Here is a 17567-nt window from a genome sequence, read left to right on the forward strand (position 1 = left end):
GTGATTCACGGTTTTCGCGTTCGATCGTTGTTCTGGTTCAAGATTGGATAGTCTCCCGGGATGGGTATGGGACGTGTACGGGACGCGCTGCGGTTCCGGCGTGGCAAGAAAAGCGGCATCGAACCGGGAGACCAGCCGGTCGGCCCGACCTCGAAGTCGAACGCGGCGAAGCAACTGCAGGCCACCGCCGACCAGCTCGACCGGTTGCAGGAGGCCCTGTACGCGAGTGCGTCCCAGAGCGTGCTGCTCGTGCTGCAAGGCATGGACACCTCGGGCAAGGGCGGCACGATCCGGCACGCCTGCGGCCTGGTCAACCCGCAGGGGTTGCACATCAAGTCGTTCAAGAAGCCGACCCGCGCCGAGTTGAAGCACGACTTCCTGTGGCGCGTCCGCCGTGGGCTGCCGACCCCCGGCATGATCGGCGTCTTCGACCGCTCGCACTACGAGGACGTGCTCATCGCCAGGGTCGACAGCCTGGTCAAGCCGGACACGTGGGAGAAGCGCTACGACCAGATCAACGCCTTCGAGCAGGAGCTGGCCGACAGCGGGATCACGATGGTGAAGTGCTTCCTGCACATCTCCCGCGAGGAGCAGCGCAAGCGGCTGATCGCCAGGCTGGAGCGCCCGAACAAGCTCTGGAAGTACAACCCCGCGGACCTCGACGCCCGAGCCAAGTGGGACGACTACCAGGACGCGTACACCGACGCGCTGAGCCGCTGCGACACCGACACCGCGCCGTGGTTCGTCGTCCCGTCCGACCACAAGTGGTACCGCAACTGGGCGGTCTCACAGCTGCTGCTGGAGACGCTGGAAAGCATGGACCCGCAGTTCCCCGAGCCGCCGTTCGACGTGGAAGCGGAACTCGAACGGGTGAAAGAAGCCGAGTGAGACCTCGTGAGTGTCCACCGGGGTTCTCCCCGGCGAAACACCCACGAGGTTTCTTCAGAGCTTTTCGAGGATCTTGCCGTAGGCGTTGAGCGTCTCGTCGCGCTGGTCGTGCATCAGGTACAGCGAGAACTGGTCGACTCCGAGCTCCTTGAGCTCCTGCAGCCGCTCGATGTGCGCCGACTCGGGGCCGACCAGGCAGAAGCGGTCGACGATCCCGTCGGGGACGAAGTCGGTCGACGGGTTGCCCGCCTTGCCGTGGTGGGCGTAGTCGTAGCTCTCCCTGCCCTTGATGTAGTCGGTCAGCTCGTGCGGTACCGGCCCGGAATCGCCGTAGCGCTCCACGAGGTCCGCGACGTGGTTGCCGACCATGCCGCCGAACCACCGCAACTGGTCGCGCTGGTGCGCGACGTCTTCGCCGACGTAGGCGGGAGCCGCCACGCACATGGTGATCTCCGACGGATCCCGGCCCGCCGCCGTCGCCGCGTCCCGCACGGCGCCGATCGTCCACCGGGTGATGGCCGGGTCGGCTGTCTGCAGGATGAACCCGTCAGCGTGCTCACCGACAAGCTGCAACGCCTTCGGGCCGTACGCGGCCATCCACATCCCCAGTTGGCCGTCACGCACCCACGGGATGCGCACGGGCGTGCCGTGGTGCTCCACCTCGCGGCCCTCGGCGAGCTCCTTGATCACGTGCATGGCGTCGCGCAGGGTCGCCAGCGTCGCCGGTTTCCGGCCGATCACTCGCCTGGCCGAGTCGCCGCGACCGATCCCGCACACCGTCCGGTTGCCGAACATGTCGTTCAGCGTGGCGAACAGCGACGCCGTCACCGACCAGTCCCGTGTGGACGGGTTGGTCACCATCGGGCCGACGGTCAGGTTCTTCGTCGCCGCGAGGATCTGCGAGTAGATCACGAACGGTTCCTGCCACAGCACCACCGAGTCGAACGTCCACCCGTAGGTGAAGCCCCGCTCGTCGGCGGCCTTCATCAGCCGCACGACCTCGGTCGCGGGCGGATCGGTCTGCAGTACGACGCCGATGTCCATCGGGGCTCCTAGTTCAGGTACTGACAGAGGTCGCGGGACAGGAACTGGCCGTGCCCGGCCGAACCGTGGAAGGCGTCGCCCTCCACCACGACCCGGCCACGGGACAGCACGGTGTCCACCTTGCCAGTGATCTCCATGCCCTCGTATGCCGAGTAGTCGACGTTCATGTGATGTGTCTCCACCGACAACGTCTGCTTCGCCGCCGGGTCGTACACCACGATGTCCGCGTCCGAGCCCGGGGAAATCGTTCCCTTGCGCGGGTACAGGCCGAACATCCGGGCAGGCGTGGTCGACGTGATCTCGACCCAACGCGCGAGCGAGATCTCCCCGGCGACCACCCCTTGGTGCAGCAGGTCCATCCGGTGCTCGACACCGGGGATCCCGTTGGGGATCTTGGAGAAGTCGCCCCGGCCGAGCTCCTTCTGCTCGTTGAAGCAGAACGGGCAGTGGTCGGTCGACACCACCGACAGGTCGTTGGTGCGCAGCCCGTTCCACAGCGACGCCTGGTGCTCCTTGGGGCGCAGCGGGGGAGAGGCGACGTACTTCGAGCCCTCGAAGTCCGGCTTGGCCAGGTCCTCGATGGACAGGTACAGGTACTGCGGGCACGTCTCGGCGAACACGTTCTGGCCGGTGTTCCGGGCCTGTGCCACCGCTTCGAGCGCCTCGGCCGCCGACAGGTGCACGATGTACAGCGGCGATCCGGTCACCTTGGCCAGCGTGATGGCCCGGGACGTCGCCTCGCCCTCCAGCGCCGAGGGACGCGTCAGCCCGTGCTGGACCGGATCGGTCCTGCCCTCCCGCAACGCCTGTGCCACGAGCTCGTCGATCGCGATGCCGTTCTCGGCGTGCATCATGATCAGGCCGCCGATGTTCTCGGCGCGCTGCATCGCCCGTAGGATCTCGCCGTCGGTCGCGTAGAACACGCCCGGGTAGGCCATGAACATCTTGAAGCTGTTCACGCCCTGGTCGACGCAGGTCTGCATCTCCTTGAGCGACGTGTCGTCGACGTCCGACACGATCATGTGGAACCCGTAGTCGATGGCGCAGTTGCCGTCGGCCTTGCTGTGCCACTTGTCCAGAGTGGACTGCAAGGTGGTTCCCTTCGCCTGCACGGCGAAGTCGACGATCGTGGTTGTGCCGCCCCACGCGGCCGCGATCGTGCCGGTCTCGAACGTGTCGTGCGACGACGTCCCGCCGAACGGCATCTCCATGTGCGTGTGCCCGTCGATCCCGCCCGGCAGCACGTACTTGCCGGTCGCGTCGATCACCTTGTCTGCCTGCCACTCGATGCCCGGCGCCGAGAGCGCCGCGACCGTCTCGCCGTCGACCAGCACGTCGGCGGTGATCGCGCCGGTCGAGCTGAGCACGGTCCCGCCCTTGATCAGGATTCGCATCAGGGCTTCACCAGGCCGTCGTAGGTGTCCGGCCTGCGGTCGCGGTAGAACTGCCACAGGTCGCGGACCTCGGCCAGCCGGTCCATGTCCAGATCGCGGACGACCACTTCCTCCTCGGTGTCCGACGCCGCGTCCCCGACGAGCTGCCCGCGCGGATCCACGAAGTACGACTGACCGTAGAAGTCGTTGTCACCCAGCGGTTCCACGCCGACGCGGTTGATCGTGCCGACGTAGTACTCGTTCGCCACGGCCGCCGCGGGCTGTTCGAGCCGCCACAGGTACTCCGACAGGCCACGGCTCGTGGCCGACGGGTTGAACACGATCTGCGCACCCGCCAGGCCCAACGCCCGCCAGCCCTCGGGGAAGTGCCGTTCGTAGCAGATGTACACGCCGATCCGGCCGACCGCGGTGTCGAACACCGGGTAGCCGAGGTTGCCCGGCCGGAAGTAGAACTTCTCCCAGAAGCCCTTCACCTGCGGGATGTGGTTCTTGCGGTGCATGCCGAGGTACGTGCCGTCGGCGTCGATCACCGCGGCGGTGTTGAAGTAGACGCCCGGCTGCTCCTGCTCGTACATCGGTACGACGAGCACGACGCCGTGGTTGCGGGCGACCTCCTGCATCAGCTTGGTGGTCGGGCCGTCGGGGATCCGCTCCGTGTAGGAGTAGTAGTCCGTGTCCTGCACCTGGCAGAAGTACGGGCCGTAGAACAGCTCCTGCAGGCAGACCACCTGGGCTCCCTGCGAGGCCGCGGTCGCGATGTGGTCCACCGCGGCCGCGATCATCGAGTCCTTGTCACCCGTCCACCGCTGCTGGATCAATCCGGCTCGAACGATCTGCGGCACTTCGTTCCTCCTCGGTGTGCTTGGTGTTGACGGAAAGCACCAGGTAGACGACGTAGCCGACAACGGCGCCGACCACCCAGCTGTAGTCGTAGAGCGGCTTGAGCAACGGGATCAGCCCGTCCGCGGGGAACGGCCCGCCGTACGCCCCGCCGATCGCGAGCAGGCCCGCGAGCAGCGTCGCGACGACCGCCCGCCAGTTCCAGCCGCCGTTGAACCAGTACGCGCCTTCGCCGTCCTTGTACAGGTCGGCCAGCTTCAGCTTGGTCTTGGCCAGCGTCCAGTACCCCGCGACGAACACACCCGCGATCGCGGCGAGCAGCCCGCCGTAGAAACCCAGCCACGCGAAGATGTAGATGCTCGGGTCCGAGATCAGCCGCCACGGCTGGATCAGGATGCCGATCACACCGGTGATCAGGCCGCCCATCGCGAACGTGATCCGCTTGGGGAAGGCGTTGGAGAAGTCGTACGACGGACTGACCACATTGGCCGCCAGGTTCGCCGACACGGTCGCCAGCACCAACGCGATCAACGCGATGACGACCAGGATCGGGCTGTCGAACCGGCTGGCCAGCTTCGCCGGGTCCCAGATCGCCTCGCCGTAGAGCGACATCGCGCCGGACGTGGTCAGGATGGCCACGATCGCGATGAACGACATCGTCGTCGGCAGGCCGAGGATCTGACCGGTGACCTGCTTGCGCTGGCTGCCGCCGAACCGGGTGAAGTCCGGCATGTTCAGCGAGAGCGTCGACCAGAACGCGATCATGCCCATCAGCGCGGGCGCGAACACCTTCCAGAAGTCGCCACCCCAGCCCAGCTTGGACGGCTCGGACAGGATCGGGCCGAACCCGCCCGCCTTGATCACCACGTACGCCAGCAGGATCAGGAAACCGACCGACACCAGCGGCGCGGTCCAGTTCTCGAACCGCCGGATCGCCTCCATGCCCCGCCAGATGATCAGCATCTGCACGACCCAGAACAACCCGAAGCACAGCCACAGCGTCCACGGCTGGCCACCGACCGCGGCCGCGTTGATCCAGCCGCTGCCCGCGAGTTTGCCGACGATTACGTACAGCGCCTCACCGCCGACCCACGTCTGGATCCCGAACCACGCGCACGCGATGAACGCGCGCAGCAGCGCCGCCAGGTTCGCGCCGCGCACACCGTAGAAGGCGCGGGCGAAAACGGGGAACGGGATGCCGTACTTGGTGCCCGAATGGCTGTTGAGCAACATCGGGACCAGCACGATCAGGTTGCCCAGCGTGATCGTCAGGAACGCCTGCACCCAGTCCATGCCCAGCGCGATCAGCGAGGCCGCCAGCGTGTAACTGGGGATGTTGTGGGCCATGCCCATCCACAGCGCGAAGTAGTTGTACGTCGACCAGTGCCTGCCCTCGACCGGCACGGGTGCGAGTTCCGGGTTGTAGAAGCGGCTGGCCGCGATACCGGACGAGTCGATCAGATCCACCCTGCCGTCGGGATGGGTCAACTGGGATCCAGCCACTGGTCACTCCCCCGCGTCGTGGGTATCCGGGCATCTCATCGCGGCGGCTCTGACGACGGCAGAGTCACTGTGTGCGCCGTTCGACCATACGATGAACAGTATGTATGTTGCGTTCTGATCCTTCGACCGATGCGCCATCAGTCACCCTTATGGGCAGAACGGTGTCGGTTGTGGCGATTTGCCTGGTTACGTTGGGGCCCTGCCGTATCCCAAACCCTGCACCGTGAAGGAGATACCGGCATGTCCCACCTCTTACCCCGTGCGTCCCGGACCGCCATGGCGACGATCGCGCTGCTGGCGATCGCCACCCTGACGGGTACCGCGGACGCCGCTCCGGTCCCAGCCACCGCCACGGCGACGGACCTCGCTCCTGAAGTGCTGACCGCTCTGCAACGCGACACGGGACTGAACCCCGACGCCGCCAGGGCCCGGCTGGCCGCCGACAAGGTGGCGAGCGACACCGGGAGCACGCTTCGCAAACGCATGCCGTCGACTTTTGGCGGCGCGTGGATCGACGAGGGCAAACTCGTCGTCGGGGTCACCGACGCGAAGTCCGCCGACGCCGTGCGCGCGGCAGGCGGGCAGGCACGCCTTGTCGGGCGTACCGAAGGACACCTGGACGCCGTCAAGTCCAGGTTGGACGCCAACGCGACGGCCGCGCCGAAGTCGGTGCCGGGCTGGTTCGTCGACCCGGCCAGCAACAGCGTCGTGGTCAAGTCCCGGCCGTCGGCCTACCGCGCGGCATACCAGTTCGCCGCGGCCAGCGGCGCGGACATGACAGCCGTCCGCGTCGAGGCGAGCGACGAGTCACCGCGACCGCTGATCGACGTCGTGGGCGGGAACGCCTACTACATCGGCAGCGGAACCCGGTGCTCGGTGGGCTTCTCGGTCAACGGCGGCTTCGTCACCGCGGGTCACTGCGGAACGACGGGCGCGTCGACAACCCAGCCGAGCGGCACGTTCCGCGGGTCGAGCTTCCCCGGCAACGACTACGCCTGGGTCCAGGTCGCGGCGGGCAACACCCCGCGTGGCCTGGTGAACAACTACTCGAACGGCACGGTCGCCGTCGCGGGTTCGCAGGACGCCGCCGTGGGCGCGACCGTCTGCCGATCCGGGTCGACGACAGGGTGGCACTGCGGCACGATCCGTGCCCGCAACTCCTCGGTGAGCTACCCGCAGGGGACGGTCTCGGGGCTGATCCAGACGAACGTGTGCGCGGAACCCGGTGACTCCGGCGGCTCCCTGCTGGCCGGCAACCAGGCTCAGGGCGTGACGTCCGGTGGATCGGGCAACTGCCGCTCCGGCGGGACGACGTACTTCCAGCCGGTGAACGAGATCCTGCAGACCTACGGGTTGACGCTGGTGACCGACGGTGGCGGGCCTGGACCCGGCACCTGCCAGAACCCGCAGAACACCTACAACGGTTCGCTCACGTCGAACCAGAGCGTCTACCAGCCGACCGGCGGTTCGTACACCACAACCGGTTCCGGTGCGCACGTCGGGTGCCTCAACGCCCCGGCCGGTACGGATTTCGATCTGTACCTGGAGAAGCGGAACGGTTCGACGTGGAGCGTCGTCGCCAAGTCGGACAGTCCGCAGAACGTGGAGACCGTCAACTACAACGGCACCGCGGGGACCTACCGGTACCGCGTGCACGCGTACAGCGGTTCCGGCTCCTACACGCTGGGAGTCTCCAAGCCTCAGTGAGTGAGGGGGAATCGCAGGCCCCCGCCTACCCTGCCGGCGGGGGCCTGCTTCCCTTCAGCGCAAGGTCACCAGCGGAAGATGTCGCTGCTGTCCGCAGCGGCCACACACGGGTTCGAGTACACCGCTTCGAAGTCCACGCGCTTGCCCTTGTAGGTGCCGGTGGCCCGAGCGGTGACCGGGTTGAACTCCATCGTGCAGATCCTGGGCTCGGAGTTGGTCGGCAACTTCTTGAAGTCGCCGTTCACCTTCGCCAGCTCCGTGCAGGACTGCTCCCGGCGCGGGTGCGTTCCCGCTGTCGCTTCCGGGAACTGGTCACAGCCGAGGGTCCGCACGCTCGGGATGATCAGCATGTGCTCGTCCTGTACCGACAGCGTCAGCGTAGGGAACGAGGGAGACGCCGCTGACGCCGGGGCGATCAGCAGCGCCGTGGCCAGTGCCGAGACGCAGGCACCGACGGCGAGGGGTTTGAGGGAAGAAGACTGCATACCCCGACTATCGGCCCTGCGGTCATAACTCTGTGTTACTCGGTCGGGTGATGTGCTTGCACGTCCAGGGTCAATAGCGCCACGTAGAGCGACAGCATCGATTCAGGGTCCTCCAACGACACTCCCAGCACCTGTTCGATCCGGGAAAGTTGCTGGTAGTACGCGGTTCTGGACATGTGCGCCGCCGTGGCCGCCGCCGACTTGTTCCCGCCTTGCTCGCAGTAGTGCCGCAGCGTTTCCACCAGGCGGCTGCCGTGTGCGGCGTCGCGGGCGATCAGCGGACCCAGCTCACGATCGGTGAAGGCCAGCACCCGTTCGTCGTTGGCCAGCAGGTGCAGCAGGCCACGCAGCCGCACGTCGTCGAGCCGGTGGTACAGCCGGTCCGAAGTGGACTTCCAGGCCGCGTCCGCGACGTGGGCCGCTTCGACGAGCGTCCGGCGGGCGCTCGTGATCCGTTCGACCGTGGTGCCGACGGCGATCACGACCGGCACCATGCGGGGCGTCGCACCCGCCGCGTGGTGCATCTCCTTGGTGAGCTTGCGCAGGACGTTGGCGACTTCGGCTTGGGGTGGCAGGGAAAGCAACGCGCGCACGCTCGTGTCGTCGACGACTCCCACCAACGCCGCTGTCTGCGTGCGCCGGGCCGCCAACGCCGTTGCCTCGGCGAGATCACGCAGGATCTCCTGCGTCGCCATCGCGGGCGCCGGGTTCACGCTGGTCCGTGGCCGCACCGCGACGCCGACAAGCCTCCGGTGTTCCAAGGGCACGCCCAACGCCGCCGCTCGCGCGTTGATGTCGGCGCCGGGCGTGGCCAGCATTTCCGTCAACAGCGTCCGGTGCGCGTGCCGTTCCAGGCCTTCGCGGTCCCGCGCGACCAGCCGGTGCACGGCCAACGCCGACGCGGCCCGTTCAGCGACCACGACCTGCCGGTGTTGTGGCTCCCGTGGGCACAACAGCACGAGTCTGCCCCAGTCGTTGCCACGCGCCCCGACCACGGTCACGAGCCAGCCCGCGTCGGAGTCGTAGCTGGTCCGGTCGGTCACGTGGACGGTTCTGGACCGGCGGGCCCAATCGCGCAGCAGGTCGGTGGGGTTCCCGCCTGCCGTGTCGTACGCCAACACATCGTGCGACAGCGTCTCCAGCACGACGGGCAGGCCCGCGGTCCGTGCGACCTCGCGCAACACCTCGGCTGGTTCCGCGCCCGCGACCGTCAGCGCCGTGAACGTCTCGTGCACCTGCTCGGCCGCTCGCAGCTCCGCGACCTGGGCGTCCACGATCAGCCCGACGATCGACTCGGTCACGGTCACGAACCGGGTCTCTTCGGACAACGTCACCAGCGGCACGCCGCGGTGCTCCGCGGCGGCCACGAACGCCGGTGGGAGTTTGTCGCTCCAATGCCGCAGCAACTCGACCACGATGCCCGCGACACCCACGTCGGCCAGCTCGTCGACGTACCTGGTCAGGCCGTCCGGCTCGTCCGGCAGCGCGATGCCAGTGGTGAGCACGAGCTCATCGCCACGCAGCAGATGCGCCAAATCGGCTACCTCGGCTACGTGCACCCAGCGGACACGCCGGTCCAACGCGCCGTGCGCGGCGACGACGCGGGGTTTGCCCTCCCTGATCACGGGCAGGGCGAGCACTTCGGCAACCGTCGGGTACACGCACACAATGTAAGGCCTTCGCCGGATTTCCGGTACAGGTTGTCCGTAGAGGGTGAGCCGGTTGGCCAGCACACTCGACACAGGAAACCCGCGGATCCTGGAGGCTTGTGGTGCCTGAACACGCGTCCGACCACGACCTGCTGCAACGCCACCGGGCGGTGCTGCCGAAGTGGCTGTCGTTGTACTACGCGGACCCGATCGAGATCGTCAGCGGTCAGGGCCGCCGGGTCGTCGACTCGCAGGGCAGGGAGTACCTCGACTTCTTCGCGGGCATCCTGACCAACGCGATCGGCTACGACATCCCTGAGATCAGCGACGCCGTGCGGGCCCAGGTCGACTCGGGCGTGCTGCACACGTCCACGCTGTACCTGATCCGCAAGCAGGTGGAGCTGGCTGAGAAGATCGCGGAGCTGTCCGGCATCCCGGACGCCAAGGTCTTCTTCACCAACTCCGGCACCGAGGCCAACGAGGCCGCGCTGCTGCTGGCCACCCAGTACCGCAGCTCCAACCAGGTCCTGGCGTTGCGCAACTCCTACCACGGCAGGACTTTCGCCGCGATGGGCATCACGGGCAACCGCGGCTGGTCGGCCAGTTCGCTCTCGCCGGTGAAGGTCAGCTACGTACACGGTGGCCACCGGCTGCGCGGGCCGTTCGCGTCGTACTCCGACGCGGACTACATCGCGGCGTGTGTGGAGGACCTGCGTGAGGTCATCGAGGTGACCACCGCCGGTGACGTCGCCTGCATGATCGCCGAGCCGATCCAGGGCGTCGGCGGGTTCACCGTTCCGCCGGACGGGCTGTTCGGCGCGATGAAGGAAGTCCTCGACGAGTACGGCATCCTGTTCGTCTCCGACGAGGTGCAGACGGGGTGGGGCAGGACCGGCGAGCACTTCTGGGGCATCCAGGCGCACGGTGTCGTGCCGGACGCGATGACGTTCGCCAAGGGACTGGGCAACGGTCTCGCGATCGGTGGCATCGTGGCGCGCGGCGACCTGATGGACTGCCTGACCGCCAACTCGATCTCGACCTTCGGCGGCAACCCGATCTCCACCGCGGGCGCGAAGGCGGCGCTCGACTACTTGCTGGACAAGGACTTGCAGGCCAACGCCGCCAAGCTGGGCAGCATGCTGATCAACGGGCTGCGCGACGTCTCCAGCGAGCACCCGGTGGTGACCGACGTGCGCGGCAAGGGCCTGATGATCGGGATCGAGCTGGTCGGCCCGGACGGCAGCTCGCCGAGCCCGGCCGCCGCGAGCAGGCTGTTGGAGGAGACCAAGGCGCGTGGGCTGCTCGTCGGCAAGGGCGGGCTGCGCAACAACGTGATCAGGCTGGCGCCGCCGCTGACCCTGACCGAGGACGAGGCCGAGGAGGGCCTCGCCATCCTGACCGAGTCGATCGCGACCGTGGACAAGGAGAACAAGGCGTGACCGGGCGGATCACCCATTGGATCAACGGCAAGCCGTGGGACGGCGTCGCCGAGCGGACCGGCGAGGTCTACGACCCGGCGACCGGGAAGGTCAGCGGGCGCGTCGACTTCGCCGCGCAGTCCGAAGTGGACTCGGCGGTGGCGGCGGCCGCGGCGGCGTTCCCCGCGTGGCGCGACGCGTCGCTGGCCAAGCGTTCCAACGTGCTGTTCAAGTTCCGCGAGCTGCTCGCGGCGCGCAAGGACGACCTCGCCGCGATCGTGACGGCCGAGCACGGCAAGGTGCTCGACGACGCGGCGGGCGAGGTGCAGCGCGCGTTGGAGGCGGTCGAGTTCGCCTGCGGCATCCCGCACCTGCTCAAGGGCGGCTTCAGTGAGAACGTCTCCACGAAGGTGGACGTGTACTCCATCCAGCAGCCGCTCGGTGTCGTGGCGGTGATCTCGCCGTTCAACTTCCCGGCGATGGTGCCGTTGTGGTTCGTCCCGAACGCGATCGCCTGCGGCAACACGGTTGTGCTGAAGCCGTCGGAGAAGGACCCGTCGGCAGCGGTGTTCATCGCGGAACTCTGGGCCGAGGCCGGTCTGCCCGACGGCGTGCTGAACGTGCTGCACGGCGACAAGGTTGCGGTCGACGGTCTGCTGGAACACCGCACGGTGAAAGCCGTTTCGTTCGTGGGCTCGACGCCGATCGCCCGGTACGTCTACGAGACGGGAACCAAGCACGGCAAGCGCGTGCAGGCGTTGGGCGGGGCCAAGAACCACATGGTCGTCCTGCCGGACGCGGACCTGGACCTGGCCGCGGACGCGGCGGTGTCGGCCGGGTTCGGCTCGGCGGGGGAGCGGTGCATGGCCATCTCGGTCGTGGTCGCCGTGGACCCGATCGGCGACGAGTTGGTGGCGAAGATCGCGTCCAGGATGTCCGGGCTGCACATCGGCGACGGCAGGCGCACGGGTTGCGAGATGGGACCACTGGTGACCCGCGCGCACCGCGACCGCGTCGAATCCTATGTGGAGGCCGGTGTGGCGTCGGGGGCCACGCTGGCCGTCGACGGTCGTGGCCACGCGGTGGACGGAGCGGCCGAGGGGTTCTGGCTCGGCCCGACCCTGTTCGACCGGGTGGGCACGGACATGTCGATCTACACCGACGAGATCTTCGGCCCGGTGCTGTCGGTGGTGCGTTCGCCCTCCTACGACGAGGCGCTGGACCTGGTCAACAGCAACCCGTACGGCAACGGAACCGCGATCTTCACCAACGACGGCGGTGCGGCCCGGCGGTTCCAGAACGAGGTCGAGGTGGGCATGGTCGGCGTGAACGTGCCGATCCCGGTACCGGTCGGCTACTACTCGTTCGGCGGCTGGAAGGACTCGCTGTTCGGTGACACGCACGCCTACGGAACGCACGGGATCCACTTCTTCACCCGGTCCAAAGTGGTCACCAACAGGTGGCTCGACCCCTCGCACGGCGGCGTGAACCTGGGCTTCCCCAGGAACGTCTAGGACGATCCGGCCCGCGCGTGGTCAGCGGCTCCGCCTGCTCGCTGACCACGCGCACCTGTCTAGGTGAGCCGGATCGGGTTGACGATGTCAGCCGTGATGGTCAGCACGACGAACAACCCGCCGACCACCACCAACGCCATGGTCACGTTCGCGAGCCGCGTGTAGTCGACCGGTCCGAGCGCGGGACGGCCACGCAGACCCCTGATCTTGTCGCGGATCTTCTCGTACCACGTGACAGCGATGTGGCCGCCGTCCATGGGCAGCAACGGCAGCAGGTTGAACACGCCGAGGAAGAAGTTCAGCCCGGCCAGCAGCAGGAAGAAGATCGACCACAGCCCGGCCTCGGCGGCCTCGCCGCCGAGCCTGCTCGCGCCGACGACGCTGACCGGCGAGTTCAGCTCCCGCTCCCCGCCGAACACCGCGCTCACCAGACCCGGAATCCGTTGCGGCATCTCGATCAACCGCTCGAAAGTCTGCGTGAACATCTGCCCGGTGTACGCGGCGGTCGCGCCGACGGCGTCGACCGGACCGTACTGGAAAGCCGTCTGGACGGACGCGCCGATGACACCGATCTCCCCGACGCCGTCACGGTGCACGCGGGGAATGGTCACCTGGAACGTCAACAGCTGATCGCCACGCTTGACCTCGACCGGCGTCGGCCCGGACTGCGCACGGACAACGCCGACCATCTCCTGCCACGTCGGCGTGGACTTGCCCGCGACGGACACGATCTCGTCACCGGGCCGGATCCCGGCCGCGGCGGCCGCACCACCCTCGGTCGACGCGAGCACGGGCTTGCTCGCGGTGTTGGGCAACCCCAACGACATCGCCATCACGAACAGGATGAGGAACCCGAGCAGGAAGTGGGTGAGCGGCCCCGCGGCCATCACGGCGGTCCGCTGCCAGGTCTTGAAGTTCCACATGGGTCGCTCGTCGCGGACGTTCTCGTCCAGCGTGGTCATCCCGGAGATGTCGCAGAACCCGCCGATGGGGATGGCCTTGAGCCCGTACTCGACACCCCGGCGGCGGAACGAGAACAGTGTCGGCCCCATCCCGACGAAGAACCGCCGCACCTTCATCCCGAAGGCACGCGCGGTGAGCATGTGCCCAGCCTCGTGCAGGGCCAGTGAGAGACACACGCACAGCGCGAACAGCACGATCCCGGCGATGTATGCCACGGCAGGACTGTCTCACCCGGCAGGTGAAGCAGGCGTGCGGAAGACATCCGGGCTTTGACCTCGTCCGATGATCGGAGGGCGGGTGCGGTCCGCCAACTGCAGCCGGACTCCGGCGCGATGCATGATCGGCAGGTCGAACGCCTCGAAGACGTATTGCCGCCGTCCGTCCTCGGTCAAGGTCTGGATTGTCCGCATCTCGTCGTGCTCGATGCCGATCGGCTCGTGGTACGCGTCGAAGCCTGGCGGCAGAACTATACGGTACGCGATATGATGAATTCCTTGGTGTCCCCTCGCCTGTTGATGATGTGGGCGACCTGCTCCCAGTGGATGACCCGGTACATGGGGTGCGACTCGTCGAGGGCCTTGGAATAGCGCGAAACCAGTTGCTTGTGCTTTTCCAGTTCGTTGTTCAGCGAATGCAGGCTTGCCTGGGAAAGTTTGGCCCAGTTTGCGAGCACTGCCATCAGGAACGCGAGGCCGCAGATCCGGGTGGTGAGATCACCCGCCACGACGCCGAATATTGCCGACAACGACACGGTACCGATGGCCGCGCATACGGCTGTCGATGGCCTTGCGCCGGTTCGGTAGTTTCCGAACCAGTAGACATCGCGTCGTATCATGATCCGCTCCCTTCAGAGCGCGAGCATGCCCGATCCGCTGATGCCACCACGACCCGACAAGGTCAGGATATCCGGTTTCCGGAGCTCCTCGTGTGAATTACTGCGTTCAACTCGGCCGGCCACGGCGAACGCGTCCACCTGGCGGGATGGACGCGTGACCCGGTTCGCCGGTCAGCTGTTGACGATCTTGTCGATCACGGTCTTGGCGTCGTTGATCGGGATCGAGAAGCCGATGCCGACGCTGCCGGCGCGTCCGTCCGGAGTGGACACGGGCGAGTAGATCGCCGAGTTGATGCCGATCACCTGGCCGGCGGAGTTCACCAGCGGCCCGCCGGAGTTGCCCTGGTTGATCGACGCGTCGGTCTGGATGGCCTTGTAGGTGGTCTGTTCGCCGCGGCTGTTGCTGGCGTACGGGTTGCCGTCGCCTTCATCCTCCGAGACGTTCACGTCGCGGTTCAACGCGCTGACGATGCCGGTGGTCACCGTTCCCTGCAGGCCTCCCGGCGAGCCGATCGCCACCACCTGGTCGCCGACCTTCACCGCGCTCGAGTCGCCCAGTGCCGCCGGGGTCAGGCCGCTCGCGCCGTCCAGCTGCAGGACCGCCAGGTCGCTCGCCGCGTCCGTGCCGACCACCTTCGCGCTGAACTTCCGGCCGTCGTTGAGGGTCACGCTCACCTGCGACGCACCCGCGACCACGTGGTTGTTGGTCAGGATCCGCCCGTCAGCGGTCAGGATCACCCCTGAGCCGAGGCCCTGCTGGTTGCCTGACCGGACGTTCACCTGCACCACGCTCGGCAGGACCTTGCTCGCCACCGCGCTGACGTCCGCCGCCGTGTTGTTCCCGACGTTCTGGGAGATCGGGGTCGACGCAGGCGGCACGGCACCCGAGTCGCCGCCGACGAGGCTGCCGGTCACGCCGCCGACCAGTCCCGCCGCCACCACCGCGGCGATCGACAGCGCCACCGCTCCCCGGCGTGCCCTCCCCGGCTTGCCTGGTCCGGCCAGCGCCGGCGGGACCGGTCCGCCCGTCGGCGGTAGCCCGCCGCCGTACATGGGCGGGGGCGGTGTCGCTGCCGGGTACTGCGCCGGACCGTAGCCGTAGGGGTGCTGCTGCTGGGGTTCCTGCGTCGCTGTCATGAGACCACTGTGCGTGGCACGTATGAGAACAGCCTGAGGATCACCATTCAGTAATCCAAGAAAGGTTAGGGTTTCGCTGTGAACCGCGAGACACCATTCCTCCAGCTGCAGGCCCGCACCCAACGCTTCACGCTCGGCACACCCAAGGAGATCAAGGTCGCGCCGGACGGCGACCGCGTGTTGTTCCTGCGGTCACCGTCCGGCGAGGAGCGCAGGCACAGCCTTTGGCAGCTCGATCTGGCCACCGGCAAGGAGGCCGTGCTGGCCGACCCCGCCGAGTTGCTGGCCGACGGCGACGAGGAACTGTCCGCCGAGGAACGTGCTCGCCGTGAGCGCAGCAGGCTGCAGGCCAGCGGCATCGTCGGCAACGCGACCGACGCCGACGCCAGGATTGTCGCGTTCGCCCTGTCCGGGCACCTGTATGTCACGGACGCGCTGACCGGGCAGACGCGGCAGCTGGAGACCGCCACACCGGTGGTCGACCCGCGCCCGAACCCGACGGGCACCCATGTCGCGTACGTCTCCGGCAACGCGCTGCGTGTGGTGAATGTGGACGGTACGGGCGACCGCGCGCTGGCCGAGCCGGAGGGGGAGAACAGGGCGTACGGTCTCGCGGAGTTCATCGCGGCCGAGGAGATGGGCCGGTCCCGTGGCTACTGGTGGTCGCCGGACGGGCAGCGGCTGATCGTCAGCCACACCGACCGCTCGGCCGTGCGCAGGTGGCACATCTCGGACCCGGCCGACCCCGCCGCGGCGCCGCACATCGTGCACTACCCGGCCGCGGGCACGCCGAACGTCAAGGTCCAGCTGGTCGTGCTGGGCCTGGACGGCTCCCGTGTCCCGGTGAACTGGACCGGCACGGAGTACCTCGCGACCGTGCACTGGTCGGCGGGCGGCCCGCCGCTGATCAGCGTGCAGACCCGTGACCAGCGGACCACGCAGATCCGTGCGGTCGATCCCGACACCGGCGAGACCGAGCTGGTGCACGAGCAGCACGACCCGCACTGGGTGGACATCGTCGCCGGTGCTCCGGCGTGGACGTCCGACGGCAGGCTGGTCAGGGTCGTGGCTGAGGACGACGCCTACCGCCTGGTCGTCGACGGCAAGACGGTCACCGATCTGCCGTTGCAGGTCCGTTCGGTGCTCGACGTGGCCGACGACGTGTTGTTCACGGCGTCCGCTGAGGACCCGGCGCAGGTGCACGTCTACCGGGCCGGGCCGGGCGGTGTGCACCGGGTGTCCTCTGTGGAGGGTGTGTCGTCGGCGACGCGCAGTGGCGCTGTCACCGTGCTGACGTCGTGGCGAATGCACGCCACCGGCCCGGAAGTCACGGTGTCGCGCGACGGCGAGACGATCGCGAAGGTGGAGTCGCTCGCGGTCACGCCGGCACTGGAACCGGAGGTCATCCGGTTGACGCTCGGCGAGCGAAAACTGCAGGGCGCGTTGCTGTTCCCGACCGGGCACCAGCCGGGCAGCGGCAAACTGCCTGTCCTGCTCGACCCGTACGGCGGGCCGCACGCGCAGCGCGTGCTGGCGTCGCGCAACGCCTACCTGACCTCGCAATGGCTGGCGGACCAGGGTTTCGCGGTCCTGGTGATCGACGGCCGCGGCACGCCCGGTCGTGGACCGGTGTGGGAACGGGCGATCGCGTTCGACTTCGCCGACACCACACTGATCGACCAGGTCGACGGCCTGCACGCGGCCGCTCACCTGTACCCCGATCTCGACCTGTCCAGGGTGGGCATCCGGGGCTGGTCGTACGGCGGTTATCTGGCGGCACTCGCCGTGCTGCGGCGCCCTGATGTGTTCAAGGCTGGCATAGCGGGCGCGCCCGTGACCGACTGGCGGTTGTACGACACGCACTACACCGAGCGTTACCTCGGCCATCCGGACACTCACCCGGAGGTGTACGAGCGCAACTCGTTGCCCGCCGACGCGCCGAACCTCGAACGTGCGCTGATGATCATCCACGGGCTGGCCGATGACAACGTCGTCGTGGCCCACTCCCTGCGGCTCTCCGCGGCGCTGGTGGCCGCCGGGCGCCCGCACACGCTGTTGCCGTTGCCGAACGTGACGCACATGACGCCCCAGGACGAGGCCTCCGCGGAGAATTTCCTGCTGCTTCAAACATCCTGGCTGAAGGACGCACTTGGGTAAGGTCCGGAGGCAGGCGCTAGAAGGGAATATGGG

15 protein-coding genes are annotated in these 17567 nt (G+C 67.8%); 5 read left to right on the plus strand and 10 right to left on the minus strand.

The annotated features are described in order from the left end of the window. Positions 1–60: 60 nt before the first annotated feature. Positions 61–888 carry a PPK2 family polyphosphate kinase gene (locus tag ALI144C_RS27065; protein ID WP_143230886.1) on the plus strand — a complete coding sequence of 276 codons (828 nt, stop codon included), beginning with the start codon at positions 61–63 and terminating at the stop codon, positions 886–888. 54 nt (positions 889–942) lie between these two features. On the opposite strand, the gene ALI144C_RS27070 is transcribed toward ALI144C_RS27065, so the two are convergent. The 4 genes from ALI144C_RS27070 to ALI144C_RS27085 are packed head-to-tail and all read right to left on the minus strand — an operon-like array spanning position 943 to position 5669. Next, the gene (locus ALI144C_RS27070; RefSeq protein WP_076989960.1) at positions 943–1932 is read right to left on the minus strand and encodes a TIGR03842 family LLM class F420-dependent oxidoreductase; all 990 of its coding nucleotides are present in this window, start codon (positions 1930–1932) and stop codon (positions 943–945) included. A gap of 8 nt (positions 1933–1940) precedes the next feature. After that, positions 1941–3326, minus strand: a complete 1386-nt coding sequence (gene hydA, locus ALI144C_RS27075; protein WP_076989961.1) for a dihydropyrimidinase — start codon at positions 3324–3326, stop codon at positions 1941–1943. Continuing rightward, positions 3326–4168 (minus strand): nitrilase-related carbon-nitrogen hydrolase, encoded by an 843-nt coding sequence (locus ALI144C_RS27080; protein ID WP_143230887.1) that lies wholly within the window; start codon positions 4166–4168, stop codon positions 3326–3328. Before ALI144C_RS27080 ends, hydA begins: the two co-directional genes overlap by 1 nt. After that, a complete protein-coding gene (locus tag ALI144C_RS27085; protein WP_076989962.1) occupies positions 4119–5669 on the minus strand; it encodes an NCS1 family nucleobase:cation symporter-1 in 1551 nt (516 codons plus the stop codon). The genes ALI144C_RS27080 and ALI144C_RS27085 overlap by 50 nt, the downstream gene beginning before the upstream one ends. A gap of 240 nt (positions 5670–5909) precedes the next feature. On the opposite strand from ALI144C_RS27085, the gene ALI144C_RS27090 reads away from it, so the two are divergent. Next, entirely contained in the window at positions 5910–7376 is a 1467-nt protein-coding gene (locus tag ALI144C_RS27090) for a S1 family peptidase (protein ID WP_076989963.1), read from the plus strand. Between the two features lie 65 nt (positions 7377–7441). Here the strand turns inward: ALI144C_RS27090 and ALI144C_RS27095 are convergent, their stop codons facing one another. Together ALI144C_RS27095 and ALI144C_RS27100 are read right to left on the minus strand one after the other, a co-directional pair. Continuing rightward, the gene (locus tag ALI144C_RS27095) at positions 7442–7861 is read right to left on the minus strand and encodes an SSI family serine proteinase inhibitor (protein ID WP_076989964.1); all 420 of its coding nucleotides are present in this window, start codon (positions 7859–7861) and stop codon (positions 7442–7444) included. 35 nt (positions 7862–7896) lie between these two features. Beyond that, entirely contained in the window at positions 7897–9522 is a 1626-nt protein-coding gene (locus ALI144C_RS27100; RefSeq protein ID WP_076990085.1) for a PucR family transcriptional regulator, read from the minus strand. Between the two features lie 110 nt (positions 9523–9632). On the opposite strand from ALI144C_RS27100, the gene ALI144C_RS27105 reads away from it, so the two are divergent. Both ALI144C_RS27105 and ALI144C_RS27110 read left to right on the plus strand, forming a co-directional pair. Continuing rightward, positions 9633–10949, plus strand: a complete 1317-nt coding sequence (locus tag ALI144C_RS27105) for an aspartate aminotransferase family protein (protein WP_076990086.1) — start codon at positions 9633–9635, stop codon at positions 10947–10949. After that, positions 10946–12442 carry a CoA-acylating methylmalonate-semialdehyde dehydrogenase gene (locus tag ALI144C_RS27110; protein ID WP_076989965.1) on the plus strand — a complete coding sequence of 499 codons (1497 nt, stop codon included), beginning with the start codon at positions 10946–10948 and terminating at the stop codon, positions 12440–12442. Before ALI144C_RS27105 ends, ALI144C_RS27110 begins: the two co-directional genes overlap by 4 nt. A 59-nt stretch (positions 12443–12501) precedes the next feature. Here ALI144C_RS27110 and ALI144C_RS27115 read toward each other — a convergent pair whose 3' ends face one another. The 4 genes from ALI144C_RS27115 to ALI144C_RS27130 form a co-directional block, all read right to left on the minus strand. Then, positions 12502–13620 carry a M50 family metallopeptidase gene (locus tag ALI144C_RS27115; RefSeq protein WP_076989966.1) on the minus strand — a complete coding sequence of 373 codons (1119 nt, stop codon included), beginning with the start codon at positions 13618–13620 and terminating at the stop codon, positions 12502–12504. A gap of 12 nt (positions 13621–13632) precedes the next feature. After that, a complete protein-coding gene (locus tag ALI144C_RS55755) occupies positions 13633–13797 on the minus strand; it encodes a hypothetical protein (RefSeq protein WP_168211360.1) in 165 nt (54 codons plus the stop codon). A 74-nt stretch (positions 13798–13871) separates the two neighbouring features. After that, positions 13872–14240, minus strand: a complete 369-nt coding sequence (locus tag ALI144C_RS27125) for a hypothetical protein (protein WP_143230888.1) — start codon at positions 14238–14240, stop codon at positions 13872–13874. A gap of 171 nt (positions 14241–14411) precedes the next feature. Beyond that, on the minus strand, positions 14412–15377 hold the full coding sequence (locus ALI144C_RS27130) for a S1C family serine protease (protein WP_237774325.1): 966 nt from the start codon (positions 15375–15377) through the stop codon (positions 14412–14414). A gap of 78 nt (positions 15378–15455) precedes the next feature. Between ALI144C_RS27130 and ALI144C_RS27135 the strand changes: the two genes are divergently transcribed. Then, positions 15456–17534, plus strand: a complete 2079-nt coding sequence (locus tag ALI144C_RS27135; protein ID WP_076989969.1) for a S9 family peptidase — start codon at positions 15456–15458, stop codon at positions 17532–17534. The last annotated feature ends 33 nt before the right edge of the window (positions 17535–17567 follow it).

Source organism: Actinosynnema sp. ALI-1.44, from assembly GCF_001984155.1.
In the GTDB taxonomy this organism is placed as follows: Bacteria; Actinomycetota; Actinomycetes; order Mycobacteriales; family Pseudonocardiaceae; genus Kibdelosporangium.